The organism is Paeniclostridium hominis (genome assembly GCF_014306135.1).
GTDB classification, from domain to species: Bacteria; Bacillota; Clostridia; order Peptostreptococcales; family Peptostreptococcaceae; genus Paraclostridium; species Paraclostridium hominis.
Genome location: NZ_JACRWD010000001.1, coordinates 676,025 through 696,403 on the forward strand (window position 1 = coordinate 676,025; position 20,379 = coordinate 696,403).

At 25.5% G+C, this 20,379-nt stretch carries 22 protein-coding genes, 2 pseudogenes and 1 riboswitch; of the genes and pseudogenes, 21 read left to right on the forward strand and 3 right to left on the reverse strand.

The annotated features are described in order from the left end of the window. Positions 1-2: 2 nt before the first annotated feature. Positions 3-1,433 carry a Na+/H+ antiporter NhaC gene (gene nhaC, locus H8891_RS03220; RefSeq protein WP_187005165.1) on the reverse strand — a complete coding sequence of 477 codons (1,431 nt, stop codon included), beginning with the start codon at positions 1,431-1,433 and terminating at the stop codon, positions 3-5. Between the two features lie 118 nt (positions 1,434-1,551). Further along, positions 1,552-1,723, reverse strand: a riboswitch (Lysine riboswitch). 121 nt (positions 1,724-1,844) lie between these two features. Continuing rightward, complete coding sequence (locus H8891_RS03225) at positions 1,845-3,635, reverse strand: peroxiredoxin (protein ID WP_334298950.1); 1,791 nt, start codon at positions 3,633-3,635, stop codon at positions 1,845-1,847. 141 nt (positions 3,636-3,776) lie between these two features. Between H8891_RS03225 and H8891_RS03230 the strand changes: the two genes are divergently transcribed. The 16 genes and pseudogenes from H8891_RS03230 to H8891_RS03310 all read left to right on the forward strand — a co-directional run bounded on the left by H8891_RS03230 (position 3,777) and on the right by H8891_RS03310 (position 16,030). Then, entirely contained in the window at positions 3,777-4,103 is a 327-nt protein-coding gene (locus tag H8891_RS03230) for a hypothetical protein (protein WP_187005167.1), read from the forward strand. Positions 4,104-4,175: 72 nt separating this feature from the next. After that, a complete protein-coding gene (locus tag H8891_RS03235; protein WP_187005168.1) occupies positions 4,176-4,964 on the forward strand; it encodes a protein phosphatase 2C domain-containing protein in 789 nt (262 codons plus the stop codon). A 119-nt stretch (positions 4,965-5,083) separates the two neighbouring features. Continuing rightward, positions 5,084-6,475: a UbiD family decarboxylase gene (locus H8891_RS03240; RefSeq protein ID WP_187005169.1), complete on the forward strand. Its 1,392-nt coding sequence runs from the start codon at positions 5,084-5,086 to the stop codon at positions 6,473-6,475. A gap of 291 nt (positions 6,476-6,766) precedes the next feature. Then, a complete protein-coding gene (locus H8891_RS03245; protein ID WP_330606212.1) occupies positions 6,767-7,165 on the forward strand; it encodes a peptidoglycan binding domain-containing protein in 399 nt (132 codons plus the stop codon). A gap of 12 nt (positions 7,166-7,177) precedes the next feature. Beyond that, a pseudogene (locus H8891_RS15665) lies at positions 7,178-7,440 on the forward strand (VanW family protein). After that, positions 7,428-7,565, forward strand: a pseudogene (locus H8891_RS15670) (VanW family protein); the annotation flags it as partial. The pseudogenes H8891_RS15665 and H8891_RS15670, both read left to right, overlap by 13 nt. Before the next feature lie 187 nt (positions 7,566-7,752). Then, positions 7,753-7,911 (forward strand): hypothetical protein, encoded by a 159-nt coding sequence (locus H8891_RS03265; RefSeq protein ID WP_187005170.1) that lies wholly within the window; start codon positions 7,753-7,755, stop codon positions 7,909-7,911. Between the two features lie 158 nt (positions 7,912-8,069). Then, a complete protein-coding gene (locus H8891_RS15560) occupies positions 8,070-9,443 on the forward strand; it encodes a tetratricopeptide repeat protein (RefSeq protein ID WP_187005171.1) in 1,374 nt (457 codons plus the stop codon). A gap of 127 nt (positions 9,444-9,570) precedes the next feature. Continuing rightward, the gene (locus tag H8891_RS03275) at positions 9,571-10,539 is read left to right on the forward strand and encodes a WG repeat-containing protein (RefSeq protein WP_187005172.1); all 969 of its coding nucleotides are present in this window, start codon (positions 9,571-9,573) and stop codon (positions 10,537-10,539) included. 132 nt (positions 10,540-10,671) lie between these two features. Next, the gene (locus H8891_RS03280) at positions 10,672-11,034 is read left to right on the forward strand and encodes a CidA/LrgA family protein (RefSeq protein ID WP_147545053.1); all 363 of its coding nucleotides are present in this window, start codon (positions 10,672-10,674) and stop codon (positions 11,032-11,034) included. 4 nt (positions 11,035-11,038) lie between these two features. Continuing rightward, positions 11,039-11,731 (forward strand): LrgB family protein, encoded by a 693-nt coding sequence (locus H8891_RS03285; RefSeq protein ID WP_187005173.1) that lies wholly within the window; start codon positions 11,039-11,041, stop codon positions 11,729-11,731. A gap of 36 nt (positions 11,732-11,767) precedes the next feature. Further along, positions 11,768-12,634: a YitT family protein gene (locus H8891_RS03290; protein ID WP_147545049.1), complete on the forward strand. Its 867-nt coding sequence runs from the start codon at positions 11,768-11,770 to the stop codon at positions 12,632-12,634. A gap of 360 nt (positions 12,635-12,994) precedes the next feature. Next, complete coding sequence (locus tag H8891_RS03295) at positions 12,995-13,807, forward strand: MORN repeat-containing protein (RefSeq protein WP_187005174.1); 813 nt, start codon at positions 12,995-12,997, stop codon at positions 13,805-13,807. 129 nt (positions 13,808-13,936) lie between these two features. Beyond that, the gene (locus tag H8891_RS03300; RefSeq protein WP_243207752.1) at positions 13,937-14,902 is read left to right on the forward strand and encodes a CAP domain-containing protein; all 966 of its coding nucleotides are present in this window, start codon (positions 13,937-13,939) and stop codon (positions 14,900-14,902) included. Positions 14,903-14,929: 27 nt separating this feature from the next. Continuing rightward, positions 14,930-15,625 (forward strand): polysaccharide deacetylase family protein, encoded by a 696-nt coding sequence (locus H8891_RS03305; protein WP_187005175.1) that lies wholly within the window; start codon positions 14,930-14,932, stop codon positions 15,623-15,625. A gap of 84 nt (positions 15,626-15,709) precedes the next feature. Further along, positions 15,710-16,030: a hypothetical protein gene (locus H8891_RS03310; protein WP_147545042.1), complete on the forward strand. Its 321-nt coding sequence runs from the start codon at positions 15,710-15,712 to the stop codon at positions 16,028-16,030. Positions 16,031-16,050: 20 nt separating this feature from the next. Here H8891_RS03310 and H8891_RS03315 read toward each other — a convergent pair whose 3' ends face one another. Further along, entirely contained in the window at positions 16,051-16,212 is a 162-nt protein-coding gene (locus tag H8891_RS03315) for a hypothetical protein (RefSeq protein ID WP_187005176.1), read from the reverse strand. A 217-nt stretch (positions 16,213-16,429) separates the two neighbouring features. Between H8891_RS03315 and H8891_RS03320 the strand changes: the two genes are divergently transcribed. The 5 genes from H8891_RS03320 to folE are packed head-to-tail and all read left to right on the forward strand — an operon-like array spanning position 16,430 to position 20,370. Further along, a complete protein-coding gene (locus tag H8891_RS03320) occupies positions 16,430-17,023 on the forward strand; it encodes an anthranilate synthase component II (RefSeq protein ID WP_187005177.1) in 594 nt (197 codons plus the stop codon). Then, on the forward strand, positions 17,017-18,354 hold the full coding sequence (gene pabB / locus H8891_RS03325; RefSeq protein ID WP_187005178.1) for an aminodeoxychorismate synthase component I: 1,338 nt from the start codon (positions 17,017-17,019) through the stop codon (positions 18,352-18,354). The genes H8891_RS03320 and pabB overlap by 7 nt, the downstream gene beginning before the upstream one ends. Beyond that, on the forward strand, positions 18,344-19,087 hold the full coding sequence (locus H8891_RS03330; RefSeq protein WP_187005179.1) for an aminotransferase class IV: 744 nt from the start codon (positions 18,344-18,346) through the stop codon (positions 19,085-19,087). Before pabB ends, H8891_RS03330 begins: the two co-directional genes overlap by 11 nt. After that, entirely contained in the window at positions 19,084-19,749 is a 666-nt protein-coding gene (locus H8891_RS03335; RefSeq protein ID WP_187005180.1) for a hypothetical protein, read from the forward strand. Before H8891_RS03330 ends, H8891_RS03335 begins: the two co-directional genes overlap by 4 nt. 48 nt (positions 19,750-19,797) lie before the next feature. After that, positions 19,798-20,370 carry a GTP cyclohydrolase I FolE gene (gene folE, locus H8891_RS03340; RefSeq protein WP_147545027.1) on the forward strand — a complete coding sequence of 191 codons (573 nt, stop codon included), beginning with the start codon at positions 19,798-19,800 and terminating at the stop codon, positions 20,368-20,370. The last annotated feature ends 9 nt before the right edge of the window (positions 20,371-20,379 follow it).

Below are 20,379 nucleotides of genomic sequence, written 5' to 3' on the forward strand. Positions count from 1 at the left end.
TATTATGCAATTGACTCTTCTTTTTCAACCTTTACATCTGATTGGTTTGATAATTTTGTTATACCAATTCCCGTAGCAGCTAAAGTTAATGATATTATAGGACATATCAAGTTAAAAAATGCGTATGGTAAAAATGCAAATGATCCAACTGCAAGAGTAGCACTCATGTAAGCTCCACATGTATTCCAAGGAATAAGTGGAGAAGTTATAGTGGCACTATCCTCTAATGCACGTGATAAATTTTCAGGAGCTAAACCTTGTTTTTTGAAGGCTTCTCTATACATACTTCCAGGCATTACTATAGCTAAATATTGATCAGCAACTGCTAGATTAGTTCCTATACAAGTAAATATAGTTGCAGCAACCAACCCTAAAGTTCCTTTTGCAAACTTTAATATTGCAGTAGCTAAAGCTTCTAACATACCAGTTTTTTCAAGTATACCACCAGTAGCTAAAGCACATAACATAAGTGATACTGTACCTAACATACTATTAAGTCCACCACGAGATAATAATTCATCGACAAAGACCATACCACTATTAGATGTATAACCAACTTGAGCAACCTCTAATACTTCTTTAAAAGAAGCTCCTTGGAAAACTATAGCTACTAATCCACCAAGTAGTGTACCTATTATAAGACCTGGAACAGCAGGTACTTTTAAAATTACCATTATTATAACAGCTGCTGGAATTAATAATAATAATGGTGATAATGTATTATAACTTGCTGATAATGCTTGTTGAATTTGTGTAATTTGACTACTATCTATAGCTTGACCTGCATATTTAAAACCTATAACTGCATATATAATAAGCGCTATTAAATATGCAGGAATTGTTGAATATAACATATGCTTTATATGAGTAAATAAATCAGTTCCTGCCATAGCTGGAGCTAAATTTGTAGTATCTGAAAGAGGAGACATCTTATCCCCAAAGTATGCTCCAGAAATTATAGCACCAGCTATTATTTCTTTAGGAATTCCAAGTGCACTACCTATACCTAAAAGTGCAATACCTATAGTACCTGCAGTAGTCCAAGAAGAACCTGTTGATATAGAAACTATAGAACATATTATAGTTGTAGCAACTAAGAATATTCCTGGTGATAATATATTTAATCCCCAATAAATCATGCTTGGAACAACACCAGATAATATCCATGTACCAATTAACATACCTACAATTAAAAGAATAATTATAGCTTGCATCGTAGAATTTATAGTAGATAATATACCTTCTTCAATTTCTTTCCATGTGAATCCTAGCTTAAAAACAGCTATAAAACCACTAAATATTCCGCCTAAAGCTAATGGTATATGAGCGGAAACACCTAATTTAGTTAATGATATGCATAATAAAAATACTAAAACACCTATGCATAAAAGTGAATCGCCCAATGAAGCTTGTCTTTTCTCTCTTTTTAACATAATAACCTCCAATAATTTATAAGAATATAACTTAAAATGGAGCATAGTACTAAAAAAGGTCTAGAAGACAAAGAGATACTTCTAGACCTGAGATTATTATATAAATATAATAACGTAATCTAAAGATAGCTCTCCACATAAAGTGACAGTGTTATGCATATTATACATAACCCCAACATATAAGCTCAAAGCAAAACTTATATATTTCGGCATTATTACCTTTCCTATTATCTCACAGGTGCTTTTCCTCAATAATAGTAATATTTAATAATGCGACCTCTACCATTAGTTATATTCTGTTTATTTAATAAATTTATTATATCATATAAAATAAAAATGTAAATATTAATTAAAATAAAAATTAAAATTTTAAAAATATAAAAAACAGTCTATCATTTGATATACTATTTTTTAGTTTAAAAAGTTAGGACCGTAAGTTTCTTCTATTTCTCTTCTTAATTCATTAGGATCATTAATACCTTGATTCATTGCTCTAGCAAGTATATTAGCTTTGTCATATGGAGACATCCAAGAGAATATACCACCTAAACAGTTATCTACGACATATTGAGATTTTATATATATAGAAAGAATATCATCATATGACATAGCAAATTCCCCATCTTTTACTAGATATGGAACTTGAGCATCTTTATCAAATCTGAATTCATATCCATTTTTATTAATATAATCTCTTCTAAGTTGATCATAAGATCTTGTAATTGTAGCTCCTAAACGTCCGTAAAAAGGAACTCCAAGCATTATTTTTTGTGAAGGCATTCCAGCATTAGTTAAATTTTGAACCATAGCATCTACACTATAACCAGGTATTGATAAATTAGAGTCATATAGATTTGATTGATGTTTTTGAGCATTAGGGCCTGTTTCACCAGCAGTAAAGTCATAACTCATTAAGTTAAAGTGATTTATTAAAGGTGCAATTTTAGCTATTTCAACACTTCTATTTATATATGCTCTATCACCTGTACCAGCCACACTTAGCCATTTATCAGGACCTATAATATCTCTAATAGCAGTTAAAAGAAGTGTAAAGTTTTCTTTATCTTCAGGTCTAGATTTAATTCCAGCGGCACTATTTGCAGGATATTCCCAATCAATATCAATACCATCTAAGTCATATTGATTAATAAGTGCATTTACTTCTCTTGCAAAGTTATATCTAGAAGTTGGTGTTAATGAAGCATCTGAAAATCCATCTTGCCCCCATCCACCGATAGCAACTATAACATTTAAATCTGGATTATCTTTTCTTAAAGCTAGCAATTGTCGTAAATATTTAGGAGTTGGAATGAATAAAGTACCATCAGGTCTTATTTCAGCAAATGCATAAATAACAAAATCAAGTAAAAAAGCATCAACATTTGAAGGATCACCTAATACATATGTGCCTACTAATCTAACTAAATCTGGACAGTTAGGATTTTCTGCAATATTACTAGATGGAGCTGAAATTTGAGGTCTAGATTTAGATTTACATACTTTTTTCTTATAATTCATAGGTTCATATAAATTAGAATTTTTTGAATTAGGGTTTTTATCTGGTATAAAGCAAAGATACCAGTCTATAAAATCTTCATTTTCAGAACAACTATTAATGCGTTGAGTTAATTCCTTGTATGTTTTTGGAGGTGGAAGTATAACAGGCATACCAGGAAGCCAATTTGCAGGTGTTACAATATTTTGTTCATCAGATGTTTGTAGTGCATCTATAATTCTTATTATTTCAGGAATATTTCTTCCAGTAGTCAATGGATAATATAATATAGTTCTTAATATCTGATTAGGGTCAATTATAAAAACTGACCTAACTGTAACTGAATCACTCATAGGTTCAGAGATCATTCCATATAATTGAGCTATTTCCATTTTTCTATCATCTATTATAGGAAATGGAATTTTGATTCCAGTATTTCTATATATGTTGTCAAGCCAAGACAAATGAGAACTGTTACTATCAACACTAAGTCCTATTAATTCTGTATTTCTTTTTTGAAAATTTGAATAGTATTTTGCAAAACATAAAAATTCTGTAGTACATACAGGTGTAAAATCTCCAGGGTGAGAAAAAAGTACAACCCATTTTCCTTTGTAATCAGATAATTTTATTGGTCCGCTTGTTGTATTAGCACTAAAATTAGGCGCTTTAGAGCCTAAGCTAGGAAGACAAGGCAAATAAATCACTCCTTTAAAAGTTAGTTTTAATTTAATTTATTAACTAACTTATAGGAATGTTACTAATAAGAATTGCTATTTTAATACAAATTTGGTATATTTATTATATTAGAATATATGTATGATTTGTTGATATTAGGGGGCAAAAACATGAAAAAAAGCCAAAAAAATAAAAAGGTGCCAAGATTTGTTAAAACATTTTCGGATATTTTAAGAATACTTGTGTTATCATCTGTAATATCCCTAAGTATTACGAGTGTATTATTAGTAGTAAACTCAATAACAGGAGTATTCATAGGATTTAGATATTATATTGCATTAGCTTTAGGAATGATTATTACATTGACACCATGTTGGGTCTTATGTGACTGTAAAAGAATTTTTGGTAAAAAAGTTTATAGATCTAAGAAAATTAGACCAGCAACTAAAAGGTCACAAAGAAATAAAGAAACAATTAGAAGAAGAAAAATATCTTAAAAAGTACGGCGTATGTTGTACTTTTTTTTCTTTATCTTAATATAATTAATAATAGGGTAGAGGAGGGATTATATGAACTACGATGTTTTTTGTAGTAGTGTAGTAGGATATAAGAATAAAATTAAAAATAAAGGATCTCAAGATTATTTAAAGTATAAAAAATTGGAAAATGGAATTATTTGTGCAATAGGAGATGGACACGGAATAGATAGGTGTAAATATAGTCACAAAGGATCAGAGTTTGCTTGTGATGCATGTATTGATATATTAACTGATTTATATGATGAAATAGCAAATTTTGATGAAGAGGAATTAAATAATTTAATTAAAAATATTAGTAAAGAAAACTATATACAAGTGTCTATACAAAATAGATGGAGAAAGTACGTTATAAATCATTTTAGAAAAAAAGTACCTAATGTATATAAAATAGATTATGTGCTTTATGGAACTACTCTTATAGGCGTACTAATTACAAATAAAATAAAACTTTATTTACAAATTGGAGATGGAAATATAGTTGAATATTTAAATGAATTTAATATTGTAGATTATAATAAGGAAAACAAAGTAAATGGAGTTTTAAATTCAATGTATCTAGATGATGCATATAAATATATAGATTTAAAAATTAGCTTTAACAATTTAGAAAAATTAGATTCAATTGTGTTATTTTCTGATGGGTTTACCAACAGCTTTAACAATTATGATGAGTTGAATAAAAGTTTAACAAATACTATAAGGGAATATCGAAAAAATGTATTTACTAGATATAATATAGATATACAATATAAAAAATATTTACAATATCTTACAATAAACAAGAGCAAAGATGATATTAGTATTATTTTTATATTATAAACAACATTAGATAAATGTTGTTTTTTTGAGTTGAATTACAAAATATGGTTAATAATCCTATTATATATGATATAATAAAGCATAAAACATTTATATTACTGTTTAAGGAAGGTAAGCGAATGATTATGAAAGTTTTTTTTGAAAAAATAATAGAAACTATAGATAAAAATAATAAGATAATAATAAAAATTTGTTTAACAATTTTAGGAATTATTTTATTAGGAATATTTATAATATTTGGTGCAAATAGCTTTAGTGTAAGTAGCGAAAGCAATAAACTTATAGGGTATATAGAAAATAGAAATTATTCTGAGGCAATATCTTATTATAATAAAGTTAAAGAAGAGTTTTCTGAAAATAAAATGAATAGATTTAGCAAAAATTTATCGAAAAAAGTCAATAAAATCCTTATAAACTATGGGGATAGATATATAAAAGGAGAAATAGGTAAAGATTATTTTATTTCTCTTATAAACATAATAAATGAATTAAATACAGTTTATATAGATGCAGATAATATAATAGACCAAGCAAAAAGAGTAAATGATTTATATCTACAAGAAAAAATAAATTATAAAACAGCTATTGGATATATACAAGCTGTATCTACACTTAAAATATCGAAAAATGAAATTTATGTATATTCAAAAAAAATAGACGTAATAGAAGACTCTAGAAAAGTTTATAACATAGGTGTTGAGTATCAAAATAAAAAAATGTATAAAGAAGCAATACAAAATTATGATAAAGTTCTATCAGAAGATAAAAAATATTATGATTTAGCTCAAGATAAAAAAGAAGAATGTATTGAAGATATGTATGATTATTATATAGAAAAAGCAAAAACTGAGAATGAAACTGGCAATTACAAAGAGGCTTTAGAAAACATAGAGTATTTAAAACAATATTATTTAAATGACGATACTTTAGATGAATTATCAGCTAAATTTGAAAAAGATCTAGAAACATATTCTATGACCAATGATGAAATAACTGCATTGATAGCCAAAAAAAGTGGTATGGATAAAAATGATATAAGGGCTAATATATTCCAACAAATGATTCATGGACATAAATATTATTATGCAGAAACTTTTTTAGGAAAAGATAAAATAGATGAATTTTTAATAGATCCTAGAAGTAAAAATATATATTCGTATTTAGATACAAAAAAATCATACAATAATAATTATGGAGATGGACATTGGAGAGCTACAAAAGATGGTAATGTGGAATTTACTATAAGCAAAAGTACAGCAGAAAGTTTACTAGAGAAAAAATTAAAAGAACTTGATGAAAGTTATAAGCATGTAACGATTGAAGATAGAGACAAAGTTTTAAGATATTTATATGATAAAGAAGTTTTAGATAAGTTTATAGGAAAAAATAATGATATTTATTATTATGCTGTTGTAAATAGGGGATTTTTCAAATCTAAGCAAGTCTATTTAATAAATCCATATACAAAGCAAATATACAAAGTATTAGAAGATAAGATTAGTAAGATTTAACGAAAGCGTGTGAAAGCACGCTTTTATTTTTAATATAATTTAAGGAGATATATATAATAATGAAAGCTAGGCAAAGGTAATTAAATATTGTTGGAATTACAATTTTACTTATTATGTTGGGGGTTATCACTTTTGCATTTTATAGAAAGCAAAAGTGACAAAATAATGAAAAATGTATATATATAGAATTTAGATATAGGAAAATTATCTAAATTAGATGCAAAAGATAAACTAAAAAACAAATTTAAAGAAAAAAATATAATTTTAAGTTTTGAAGATAAAACATGGAAGATCGAACCTAAAAAATTAGACTTTAATTATAAAATAGATAAAACTGTGGAAGATGCTTTTTTATTAAATAAAAAGGCTAATATATTTAAAAACTTACTAGAAACTTTAAAATCTATATGTGGTAAGAAAAATGTACTTAGCATTGATGTATATTATGATAAAAATAAATTAACAAAAATATTAAATCAAATATCAAAAGATATAAATAGAGAATCTAAAGATGCAACTATAGAGATATCAAAAACTTCAAAAGAAATAAAAAGAAATTTATTAAAACATAATTTAAATTGTAAAATTATAACTAATAAAGAAAATCCTAAGATAACTAAATCTCAACTAGAAAATATAGATACAGTTCTTGGTAGTTATTCAACTAAGTTTGATAAAGGTGTATCGTGAAGAAATCAAAATATAAAACTAGCTGCTAATAGAACTAGTTATATTCTTTTAATGCCAGGAGAAACATTCTCGTATAATGAAAATACAAAAAAAGAACTTTAAATAATGGGTATAAAAATGCACCTGTTATAGTTCAAGGGGTAGTTCAAGAAGGTGTAGGAAGCGGGGGATGTCAGGTATCTACAACACTATATAATGCTACATTATATGCAGGATTAGAATATTTAGAACAATACCATCGTCATATTAACCTAAGGGAAGAGATGCAGCTGTAGCAGATGATAGTATAGATTTTGTATTTAAAAATAATTTAAAATATCTAATTTACACAAAAAATACTGTTTATGGAAATACAATAAAATGTGAGATTTATGGAAGTTTAAAAGATAAAAAATATTGAAATAGTAACTAATAAAGATCAAGTTTCAGTTGCTTCTGTAAAAAAAGTCGATGATCCTACTTTAGAAAAAGAAAGAGATGGATATGTAGTATCTACATATAGGATATATAAAGACAATAATGGAAATTTAGAAAAAAGAGAAAAAGTAACCAAATCCTATTATCCTAAAAAACAAGGTGTAATAGCTATGGGCACAATGGATGCAGTTCAATATACAGAAATAAAACTACAACAATTTGTACCAGAAAATAATTCTTCTAGCGATAGTAATACAGAAGTTGTATCTGATCAAACTATTACACAAGATATTTCAAATGAAGTAAATCAGTCACAAGTACAACAATAGCAATTTAATCAACAGCAATTGCAAATAGAAACTAATCAATAAATAGCATTTTAAAAATCTTACTTAAAAATTAAGTAAGATTTTTTTATAATATGTATAATTTTGACTAAATTAATTTAATATGGTATTTTATTATATAGATAAAGTAAAAAGAGAGGGTGATTACTATATTAAGGTTATATATAAAAAGTGATATAAAAAGCTTACATAAAAAAATAATAGACATATCACTTATAGAAGAAGATAGCAATGATACTACTTTTTTTAATATAGATGATGAAGAGATAAATGAAACTTTAAAAACACTTAAAAAGACTTACATAACAGCTAATAGTAAAGATGAAACTATACTTAACTTAAAACATAAGACAAAGAGACAGGTTAAAGATACTAGAGCTTTAAAATTAGAGTCTTACAAAAAGTATAATGAAGCTTTAAATATGATAGATAGAAACTTTATTACTAGTGCTACTGAAATTGTAGAAGAGGCATTAGAGTTAAATCCAAAAGATGTAGATATACTAAATTTAAGAGGTTTATTAAAATTTTTAAAATGTAATTTTGATGAGTCTTTTGAAAGTTTCTATAAAAGTTTATGTTACAATAACAATCAATTAGCTAGAAAATATGTAGATTTATTAAGTTCAGAAGAATTTAGTATATTTTTAAGTAGATATAATCATGCTATAAGATTTGTAAATAATGATTTAAACCAAGAGAGTATACAAATACTTGAAAACATAATAAATGAAGAACCAGAACTTATAGAACCTTATTTGTTATTGCATTTGATATATGAAAAATTAGGTGATAATGAAAAAGCTAATGAATATTTAGATAAATTACAAGCTGTAGATAAAGATAACAGTCTATTTGAAAAAGAAGTAAGTAAAATTACTAATGATGAAAAAACTAAAGAGGCAAGTAAAAAAACTAAAAATCATATTCCATTATATGCTTTAATAGTAGTTTTAGTAATAGCAATAGGAGCTTTATATATAAATAATAAGAAAAAGTTAAATCATCTTGCAAGTCAGGTTACAGAAAAAAATAAAGAACTTGATAAAACTAGTGAGAAATTAGATAAGACTAAAGATGAGTTAGAACAAGCTAAAACACAAAAAGAAGATAATAAAAAAGATGAGATTATAGTAGGGGACGAAGAAGATTTATTTAATAAAGCTATGGAATTTAAAGAAGATGGAAATAACAAAGAAGCTATAAAATATTTAAAATTAGTACTTAAAAATGGTAAAACAAAGAAATATATATCTGAAGCTATATATCAATTAGGTTTAATAAACGAAAAAGAAAATAATAATGAAGAAGCCATAAAGTATTATAGTAAATATATAAATACTTATAAACCATCAGATAATTATTATGATGATAGTTATTATAATATTGGAATGATTTACTATAAAGAAGGCGATTTAGATAAAGCTCAAAAGACATTTTATAGTTTAAGGGCTGAAGATCCAGATAGTATGTACAACAACTCAAAAGTAGAATCTATATTAAAAGAAAGATAAAAGAGCATTTTATGCTCTTTTTTTATGTGCATATAAATTTATATTTAAAAATTAGTATAGGAAATAGAAAAATATAATATTAATTATTAGTAAAGATGTTAATAATTTTATAAAAAGGAGGTCAGAGATGGTAGATAAAAAGTTATTTCTCCCTATATTAAGAAATGGAAAATATGGATTTATTGATGAAAATAATAACATAAAAATAAAACCTAAGTTTAAATATGTATCTGAGAGATTTAGAGATGGATATTGTGTTGTAACATATATAAAACGTATAAACAAATCTGTAAGATGGGTCTTTGGATATTTAGATGAACATGGATATAATAATATATTTTTGCATTTAGATAGTGCATCAGATTTTAGTGAAGGATTATCAAGGATTAAAATTAATGGGAAATATGGTTTTTTAGATAAAAATTTAAATGAAGTAATAAATGCTAAATATGAATCAGCTGCAAATTTTAATGAAGGAATGGCTGGAGTTAAGTTAAATAAAAAATGGGGATATGTAAATAAAGATGGACATATAGCAATAGAGCCTAAATTTAGTTATGTTAATAAATTTAATGAAGGATTAGCATTAGTTGAAAACAAAAATAAATATGGATATATAAATAAAAATGGAGATTTCGTTATAAAACCTGAGTTTGATATAGCAACTGATTTTTCACAAGGTATAGCAGGAATAAGAGTTAATGATAAGTGGGGATATATAAATGTAAATGGAGATAGGATTATCGATTTTAAATTTGATAGAGCGAAATCTTTTAGTGAAGGATTAGCACCAGTATGTATAAATGAAAAGTGGGGATACATAAATACTTTTGGTGAAATAGTAATTGAACCGATATTTGATTATGCTTGCGAATTTAATGATGGATTAGCTAGGTTTAATATAGGTTCGAGTTCATTAACTAGGGGGATGTGTGTGCCAAAAGGTGGATTATGGGGATTTTTAAATAAAGAAGGAAAAATAAAAATATTGCCAACGTTGAAATCGGTTTCGGATTTTGAAAATGGGTATGCACAGATAATTGATGGAGATAATAATAACTACATAGATAAAAATGGAGATATTTTAATAAATTAAGCTATAAATTTAGGAAAATTAAGTTTGAAAAAACAAGGATATAGTAGTAATATATATAAGGAAGTTAAAGGGGATTAAAAATATCCCTTTAATTTTGCAAAAAATAAAAAAATAAATTTAGGAGAAAAGTAGATGAAATTATTAAGACAGCTGGCCTTAATCTTTACAATATGGGCCATAGGAGAATACATTAGTTCGTTTTTAAGTAATATAATTATTATACCTGGAAGTATAATAGGTATGATTATATTATTTGTATTATTAAAATCTAAAGTTGTAAAAGTCGATTCAATAGAAGAACTTAGCAATTTTTTTCTAGATAACATGGCTATATTTTTTGTCCCTGCAGGGGTTTCACTTATAAGTTCTTTAGGTTTAATTAGCTCAAATATATTAGTTTTAGCTGCAACAATATTAATAAGTACTACTTTAGTAATGATTGTAACAGCTATAGTTGTTGAACAGATGATAAAAATAAAGAGTAAGAGAGGTTAGTGGCATGTATAACGTATTACAAACACCTATATTTGGAATAGTAATTACTATATTATTTTTCAGTATTGGTTCATATATTCAAAATAAAACTAAAATGGCTATATTTAATCCATTGCTAATAGCTATTTTAGGAATAATAGTATTTTTAAAAGTATGCAATATACCATATAATAGCTATAAATTAGGGGGAGATTCTATAAACTTTTTCTTAGGACCTGTAACTATAGTATTAGCATTACCTTTATATAAGCAATATAATTTACTAAAAAAACATTTCTATGAAATTATAATAGGTATAACGACTGGAGTTTTAGTTTCTTTTTCAAGTATTGTAGTTATAAGTAAACTAATTGGATCTGATAAATTGATAATGGATTCTTTATTAGGAAAATCAATAACAACACCTATGGGAATATCATTAACATCTACTTTAGGAGGGATAGAATCCGTAACAATAGTGGCAATAATATTAACAGGAATAATAGGTGGAATGATAGCAATACCTCTTTTTAAAATTATAAATACAAAACACCCCGTATCAAAAGGTATTGCACTTGGAACAGCATCACATGCATTAGGAACAACAAAAGCTTTAGAGTTAGGTGAAATTGAAGGTGCTATGAGTGGATTAGCTATAGGTATATCAGGTACAATAACTGTAATTTTAATACCTATATTAATAAACTTTATAAAATAATAAAGTTAAATAATTGTTTTTGAAGGGAGAACTATAATGAGTGAGGTAAGAAATACTTTAGAAGAGAATATACTACTAAGGTACTTATTTATAATAGTCGGTATTACTATATCATCGATAGGTATTAATGGATTTTTAAAGCCAGCACATCTATTAGGAGGAGGAGTTGCAGGTTTATCTGTTGCATTAAACTATGTTAGCAATATAAATATTGGGGTTTTATCATTTTTAATAAATATCCCTATATTTATTTTAGGATTCATATTTTTAGAAAAACAATTTTGTATAACAAGTTTAATAAATATGGTTTTATTTTCAACTATTTTAGGTTTTACTCAAAATGTTGGAGATTATATAGCTGTAGATGATTTATTGCTACAAACAGTTTATGGTGGTATACTAGGTGGAATAGGCTTAGGTATGGTGTTTAAGGCAAAATCTTCGTTAGGTGGTACAGATATAATAGCAGCAATACTTAAGATTAAAAAAAATATACCTATGAAGGATACTGGACTTTTTATGAATTTTTTAATTGTATGTCTAGGATCTTCATTATTTGGATTAGAATTAGGGCTTTATACATTAATAGGGATGTTTTTTAACTTATATTCTATGAATATAGTTAAAGATGCTATGAATTCTCAGAAATCTGTAATGCTAATATCTAATAAAAGTGAAGAAATATCAAAGAGTATAATGAAAGAATTAATAAGAGGTGTTACATTAATTGAAGCAGAAGGTGCATATACTCATGAAAAGAAAAAAATAATATATTGTATAGTTGCATCTAGTGAAATACCTAAAATAAAAGAGATTGCATTAAGACATGATAAAAAATCATTTATATCTGTAAATGATGTAAATGAAGTTAAGGGTAGAGGATTTAAAGAAAAATTTCTATAAACATGAATAAAAAATAATTTTATAGATAAAATATTAAATATGATATATTTATATATCATATTTAGATTTACTTAACTATCGGATTGGCTATAGTATACATAGATTACAAAAACCTCTCTATAGTCTAAAATAAAAATTATTATAATGTACGCATTATTTACTTGGAGCGGAACGTATTGATTAATGTGAATCGTGAAAAACAATTATAACAATAAAGCATACTAGATTTCTAGTATGCTTTATTGTTATAATTAGACATATAAAAATCTTAAAATTTATTGAAATTATGGAAAAAAAGTAGAAATTTAATATATAATAGTAATATATAAGTGTATAATTTGAAAGTAGTGGGGTAGTTATATGAATACAGAACAAAATAATAAGGATTTAATAGAAACATATAGAAAAACTATATATAGCATAGAAAAAGAAATAAAACGTATAAGTCTTTTTAATAAATTTATATCAAAGAGATCATCACACTGCCAACAAGAATCATTAGCACTAGAGGGTGGACAAGTTATAAGTGTTTCAAATATAAATAATTCAAATAAAAAACCTTCAGGTAGAATACACACATTTTATAATGGAGATGAATATATAGGAAAAATTATAGATGGGAAAATGGAAGGGAAAGGAACTTATAAATTTTTTCAAGAAAGTGGAAAAGAATTAGAATATGTAGGTCACTTTAAAAATGATATGAAAGATGGAAATGGTACATGTGAATTGCCTAATGGATGTGTGTATACAGGTCAATGGAAAGAAGATTTAATGGATGGAATAGGAAAGATGCACTACGTTAGTGATGATGAGTATTTAGGACATTGGAAACATGGCAAAAAAGAAGGTCATGGTATGTATACGTGGAAAAATAGAGGAATGTATATAGGTGAATTTAAACATGGTAAAATGGATGGTATAGGAACTTGCTATGATGAAAATGGGAGAATTATATATGAAGGAGAGTTTAAAAATAACCTACCACATGGTAAAGGCATATACATATGGGCAGACAATAAAAAATATGTAGGTGAATTTAGACATGGTAAAAAACATGGTTATGGAACTTTCTACATAGAAAATGATATATGCTATCAAGGTAATTGGAAGTTTGATAAACCCATTATATTTAATAAAAGTTTAGATGAGATTATATCAGGTATAAAATAGACCATATCTTACTTAGATTGGTCTATTTTATTGTGTAAATTTATAGTTCTCTATAAGAATATAAGTATTAATAAATGTATATAATTTAAAAAGCTATAAAAAGTCAATTTGTAATAAGGAAGTGATAAATTGAAAAAAATATTATATTTATTAATATTTATATTACTAATAACGACACATATTATGGTATATAAAGATAGTGAAAAATTAAATTTAAATAAATCTAAGGAAACTATAATGATACAAAATCAAAATATAAAAAAATACTATGACATAAAAATTGGAGATAGTCAATCAAGTGTAATAAATAAAATTGGACCACCTGATAGAAAAGATTATAGTGAGTATGGTTTTACATGGTATGTTTATAATAGGTTTAAAAATAATTTTGTTATGGTTGGAATAGAAGATGATAAAGTTGTTGGATTATATAGCAATTCGATAAATTCTATTGAAATGGGAGATATTAAATTAGAAGATAAATTAAAATATGTACGAGAAAATTATAAACCTATAGAATATAAAAAAAAGGGAAATACTAGGTTTATAATAGAATCTAAAAATCAATTCGATATTTTTATAAAAGATAATAAATATATAACTGTATTTTACGATTTACATTGCGATAATAAAGTTACATCTTATCAAATTATAGATAAAAGAATAGAAGAAAAAGTAAAGGATATATATCCAAAATACAGTGAAGAACTTAAGTTAAGTTTTGAAAAACAAATAATCGATCTTACAAACAGTGTAAGAGATAGAGAAGGGTTAACTAGATTAGAATTTAGTGAAAAAGCTAGTAAAAGTTCATTAATGCATAGTATAGACATGAGGGATAAAAATTATTTTGACCATGTTAATAAAAAAAATGAAACTCCATTTGATAGAATGAAAAAACAAAATATAATATACAGTTTAGCTGGTGAGAATATAGCAGCAGGACAAATAAGCGCTATATATGCTCATGAAGCTTGGATGAACTCTTTAGGTCATAGAAAAAATATTTTAGGAGATTATGAGAATCTAGGAGTAGGAGTAAGTTTTGGTGGGCATTATAATATATATTATACTCAAAATTTTTACAGTGAATAAATTGACATCATGAAAGGAAGTATAAATATGAAAATTACAAAGTATAAGTTATATTCAGTAATTTTAATAATTGTATTTTTTATAGTAGCTATCCCAACGAAAACATTTTGCACCAAAAATGAGCAAATTTTCCTAAAAAATGGTCCAAGAGATAAAAAATATTTAGCTATAACTTTTGATGATGGACCACATCCAAAAGAAACTGAAGAAGTTTTAGATGTATTAAAAAAACATAATGTAAAAGCAACTTTTTTTATAGCTGGAAAGCATGCTAATTGGTATAGCAAACCACTTGTTAGAGCTAGCAAAGAAGGTCATGAGATAGGAAATCATACCTTTAATCACCCGGATATATCAAATTTAAGCACATCTCAATTAGAAAATGAAATAATAAAATGTGAAGAAGTAATAATTAAATTAACAGGAAAAAAACCTGAATTATTTAGGCCTCCATATGGAAGTTACAAGGAAAGTGATTTAGCAAATATAGCTAAAAAACATGGATATAAAGTAGTATTATGGACTACTGTAGATGCAAAAGATTGGAAAAATCCTGGTGCTTCAAACATAGCAAATACTATAATTGATAATGTTAAAAATGGAGATATAATTTTGCTTCATGACTATGCAACAAATAATACTGTAGAAGCATTGGATATATTTATACCAGAAATGCAAAAAAGAGGTTATAAATTTGTAACAGTATCAGAACTTTATAATTAAAATAAAAATTATTAGTAAATATATAAACTTTTTTCAAAAATTTAATATTATATAATAAGACTATTTCTAAAAAGGATGAAGTGTATGTATAATAAAATATATGAAAGAAAAGAGTTTATAATATTTCAGGTTAAAGAAGGTTATATAGCTTACAATACGAAAAAAGAGTTTGAAAAAGGGCATACACATCTAAAACACTTTGATGCAGCTAAAAAAGCTATAGACTTAGTCATAAACAAAAAAATACCCAAAAGTACAAATGCATATTATTTAACTAGTTTAATAAGGCTTACAAATGATGAAAGTTATATTGAAAAAATAAATGAACTTATAGATGTTAGAAGCAAAAAAGGAAAAAAAGAAAAGTATTATAATGTAGGGTATAGATGGATGAAAAGGAGCTAATTAGCTCCTTTTTTATATATTTAATTTTTTAAGACATTATAATTTGTAAATTTATTTTCAGATATTATCAAGTAAGATATGCCTTGTCTACCATAATACTTAAGGGTTTTTAAGGCTTCTTTTTTAGACATTGGAGATGATATAGATTTTGTATCGGATCTTACTATAATATATTTATTCATATTATAACCTCCTAAAAATACATAAAGTAATAGATAATATGCTCAATAATAGTGTTTGTTTAATACTAATAAATATACATAGCATATTGTTGATAATTTCATCAAAAACGTACATATTGACATTGATTTCTTAAGAAATATATAATTAAATTGTAGTAAAATAAATGTTATTAAAAATAAATCAGTATGTAATTTATTAATGTAGAGGGGGTATTTTATGATATTAATGATAGATAATTATGATTCTTTTGTTTATAATTTAGTCCAATTTTTAGGAGAATTAGGAGAAGAAATATTAGTAAAAAGAAATGATGAAATAACTATAGAAGAAATTGAAAGTATTAATCCTGAAATTATTGTTTTATCACCAGGTCCATGTTCTCCAAAAGAATCAGGGATATGTGTAGACATTGTTAATAATTTTAAAGGCAAGAAACCTATACTTGGTATATGCTTAGGACATCAAATAATAGGACATGCATTTGGAGCAAGTATAGTAAAGGCAAACCAACCAGTACACGGTAAAGTTCACTCAATAAAACATACAAATAAAGGTGTATTTAAAAATCTTAATAATCCATTAAATGTAACTAGATATCATTCACTTATAATAGATGAAAAAACTTTACCTGATGAAATTGAAATTACGGCAAAAACTATAGATGATGAAATTATGGGTATAAAGTGTAAAAACTATAATATAGAAGGTGTACAATTTCATCCAGAAGCTATATTATCAGAACAAGGACATGATATACTTAAAAACTTTATAAATAAATCTAGAGAATGTAAGGAGGAAAATATATGCTAAAACAGATACATACTAATTTAGATGCATTTGAAATATATACTTTATTTAAAGATGAAGAAAATAGTTTTATATTAGATAGTGGCATGGATGAAAAAAAATTAGGTAGATATTCCTTTATAAGCTCTAGACCATTTGATATTGTAAAATTGAAAAATACTAAGAATAATCCATTAGATGATTTAAAAGAAAAATTATCTAAATATAAAGTTGAAAATAAAACAGATTTGCCGTTTATAGGAGGAGCTGTAGGGTATTTGTCTTATGACATAGGTAATTATATTGAGAACTTGCCTAGAACGGCTATAGATGATACTAATGTATATGATTTGTATTTTGGATTTTATAATTTTGTTATAGTAATAGATCATTTAGAAAATAAAACTTACATAGCAACACCAGATATAGATAAAGAAAAAGAGAAAAATATTATAAATGAAATAGAATGCATTATACTTAGCGCTAAAAAAGATAGTAAGGACAGTGATGAAGAAGCAAATATAATAAAATTAACATCTAACTTTAAAAAACAAGAATATATAAAATCTATTGACAAAGTAAGAGAATATATAAGACAAGGTGATATATATCAAGCAAATTTAACTCAGAGATTTAGTGGAAAAACAAATTTATCAAGTTATAATCTGTATAAGCGATTAAGAGATGTCAGCAAAGCGCCTTTTGCTGCATTTTTAAATTTTGAAGGATATCAAATACTATCAAATTCGCCAGAAAGATTCATAAAGTGTATAGATAAAAAGATAGAAACAAGACCAATAAAAGGAACAAGACCGAGAGGAAACACTATAGAAGAAGACATTGCTTTACAAGAAGAACTAAGAAATAGTGAAAAAGATAAATCTGAGTTACTTATGATAGTTGATTTAGAGAGAAATGATTTAGGAAAAGTATCAAAAATAGGCACTGTTAAAGTTCCAGAATTATTCGTTATAGAACCATATGCTAATGTAAGTCATTTAGTATCCACAGTTACAGGAGAGTTAAAAGACTCTTTGGATTGTATAGATTTGATAAAAGCAACATTTCCAGGAGGATCTATAACAGGAGCTCCTAAAATAAGAGCTATGGAAATAATAGATGAATTAGAGCCTACTCAAAGAAACGTATATACAGGATCTATAGGTTATATAGGTTTTAATGGAGATATGGATTTAAATATAGCCATAAGAACTTTAATAAAAAAAGATGAAGATATATATTTTCAAGTAGGTGGAGGGATAACTTGGGATTCAAATCCAGAGGATGAATATCAAGAGACATTAGATAAAGCAAAATCAATAATGAAAGCTTTAAGAGGTTATTATGAAGAATAAAGTATCTTTTGAAAGTGAATTAAGCAAATTTGGTATGGGATTATTTGAAACTATAAAAATTGAACAAGGTGTACCTAAGTATTTAGATATGCACTTAGACAGAATATATAAATCTATAAAAGATTTAAATATAAATATAAAAGAAGAAAAAGATAATATAAAAACAATATTATTGGAGTATATAAAAGAAAATAACATAGACAATAAAGCATTAAGATTAACTTTATTTGATGAAGGTTACAACATATCTACAAGAGATATAATATATGATGAAAATATGCATGAAAAAGGTTTTAAATTATCAATATCTCCAATAAAACGTGGAGACAGTATTTTATATAAACATAAAACAACGAATTATTTTGAAAATATATATACAAAACAATATGCAGTAAAAAATGGATTCGATGATGCAATATTTTTAGATACTGAAAATACAATACTAGAATGTTCTATGAGTAATATATTTTTTATAAAAGATAGACAAATATATACACCAAATAAAGAATTACCAATATTAAATGGGATAATGAAAAGAAGGATTAAGAAGTTGTGTGAAGAATTAGAAATTAATATAGTAGAATCTGATATAAAAATAAATAATATTAGCAATTTCGATTTTTGTTTTGTAAGTAATAGTTTAATGGGTGCTATGAAAGTTACACATATAAATGATATTAAGTTTGATGATTATAATAATGTTTTTGATATTTTGTGGAGAAACTTAAAATGATAAAAAATTTTTCAAATATATATAAAGAACAATTAAATTCTATTATCAATAATGAAGATGTCATTGCTTTATTCTTAGTTGGATCTAGTAAAAACATTAATTTTGAAAATGAAGATTTGAAAATAAAAGATATTGATTTATTTATAATTTCACACCAAATAGAAAATCAAATAAGAGATATAAAGATATTAAATGGAATTGAATTTGATATAAATAAATTTTCTATAGAATATGCAAAAATGATGATAGAAAATAAAGAGTATTTTTTTATAAAAGAAATGAAAGATGCAAAAATTATATATGATAAAAAAAATATAGCATATGAACTTATAAATTCATCAAAACTTAAGTATTATGAAGGTCCTGAAAAAATATCTAAAGATGAAATGTTAGTATTAAAAAATACTATATATGACAATATATCTAGGTTACATAATAAAACTGATTTTGAAAATTATGAATATGAATTTTTGACTAATATATATCTAAAAGATATAATAAGAGGATACTTTATTAAAAATGGAAAATGGATACCTAAAGACAAAAAATTGTTTAAATATTTAAGTGAAAATGAAAAAGACTTATTTAGATTGGCAAAAGATGTTTATAAAGGTTATGAATACAATAATCTTAAAAAAGTATATGAATATGTATTTTTTTAGCAGTATAAACTTTAAAATACAAAATATTAAATTAGGGGGGCTGGTTATATGTATAATGTAGATAAAAAAAAGATAGAAAATGCTGTAAAAGATATATTAGAAGCTATAGGGGAAGATCCGAATAGAGAAGGATTAGTAGATACTCCAAGTAGAGTTGCAAAAATGTATGAAGAAATATTTTCGGGAATACATAAAGATCCTAGTGAACATTTAAAAACACTTTTTCAATCTGAAGAGCATGAAGAATTGGTATTAGTTAAGGATATACCATTTTATTCATGTTGTGAGCATCATATAGTTCCTTTCTTTGGTAAAGCACATATTGCTTACTTACCAAAAGAGGGTAGATTAACAGGTCTTTCTAAACTTGCTAGAGTGATAGAAGATTTGGCAAAGAGACCACAACTTCAAGAAAGAATAACTAAAGAGACTGCAGATATAATAATGAAAGAATTAAAACCATATGGAGTAATTGTAGTTTTAGAAGCTGAGCATATGTGTATGACTATGAGAGGTGTTAAAAAACCTGGTTCAAAAACTATAACTTCAGCAGTACGAGGTATATTTGAAAAAGATATAGCAGCAAGAGCGGAGGCTATGAGTTTAATAAATATGAGATAGGAGAGATTA

Coding starts and splice junctions, on each gene's coding strand:
- nhaC (WP_187005165.1), bottom strand. CDS start 1,433: ATGTTAAAAAGAGAGAAAAGACAAGCTTCATTGGGCGATTCACTTTTA.
- H8891_RS03230 (WP_187005167.1), top strand. CDS start 3,777: ATGAAAAAAAGCCAAAAAAATAAAAAGGTGCCAAGATTTGTTAAAACA.
- H8891_RS03235 (WP_187005168.1), top strand. CDS start 4,176: ATGAACTACGATGTTTTTTGTAGTAGTGTAGTAGGATATAAGAATAAA.
- H8891_RS03240 (WP_187005169.1), top strand. CDS start 5,084: ATGATTATGAAAGTTTTTTTTGAAAAAATAATAGAAACTATAGATAAA.
- H8891_RS03265 (WP_187005170.1), top strand. CDS start 7,753: ATGGGCACAATGGATGCAGTTCAATATACAGAAATAAAACTACAACAA.
- H8891_RS03275 (WP_187005172.1), top strand. CDS start 9,571: ATGGTAGATAAAAAGTTATTTCTCCCTATATTAAGAAATGGAAAATAT.
- H8891_RS03280 (WP_147545053.1), top strand. CDS start 10,672: ATGAAATTATTAAGACAGCTGGCCTTAATCTTTACAATATGGGCCATA.
- H8891_RS03285 (WP_187005173.1), top strand. CDS start 11,039: ATGTATAACGTATTACAAACACCTATATTTGGAATAGTAATTACTATA.
- H8891_RS03290 (WP_147545049.1), top strand. CDS start 11,768: ATGAGTGAGGTAAGAAATACTTTAGAAGAGAATATACTACTAAGGTAC.
- H8891_RS03295 (WP_187005174.1), top strand. CDS start 12,995: ATGAATACAGAACAAAATAATAAGGATTTAATAGAAACATATAGAAAA.
- H8891_RS03305 (WP_187005175.1), top strand. CDS start 14,930: ATGAAAATTACAAAGTATAAGTTATATTCAGTAATTTTAATAATTGTA.
- H8891_RS03310 (WP_147545042.1), top strand. CDS start 15,710: ATGTATAATAAAATATATGAAAGAAAAGAGTTTATAATATTTCAGGTT.
- H8891_RS03315 (WP_187005176.1), bottom strand. CDS start 16,212: ATGAATAAATATATTATAGTAAGATCCGATACAAAATCTATATCATCT.
- H8891_RS03320 (WP_187005177.1), top strand. CDS start 16,430: ATGATATTAATGATAGATAATTATGATTCTTTTGTTTATAATTTAGTC.
- pabB (WP_187005178.1), top strand. CDS start 17,017: ATGCTAAAACAGATACATACTAATTTAGATGCATTTGAAATATATACT.
- H8891_RS03330 (WP_187005179.1), top strand. CDS start 18,344: ATGAAGAATAAAGTATCTTTTGAAAGTGAATTAAGCAAATTTGGTATG.
- H8891_RS03335 (WP_187005180.1), top strand. CDS start 19,084: ATGATAAAAAATTTTTCAAATATATATAAAGAACAATTAAATTCTATT.
- folE (WP_147545027.1), top strand. CDS start 19,798: ATGTATAATGTAGATAAAAAAAAGATAGAAAATGCTGTAAAAGATATA.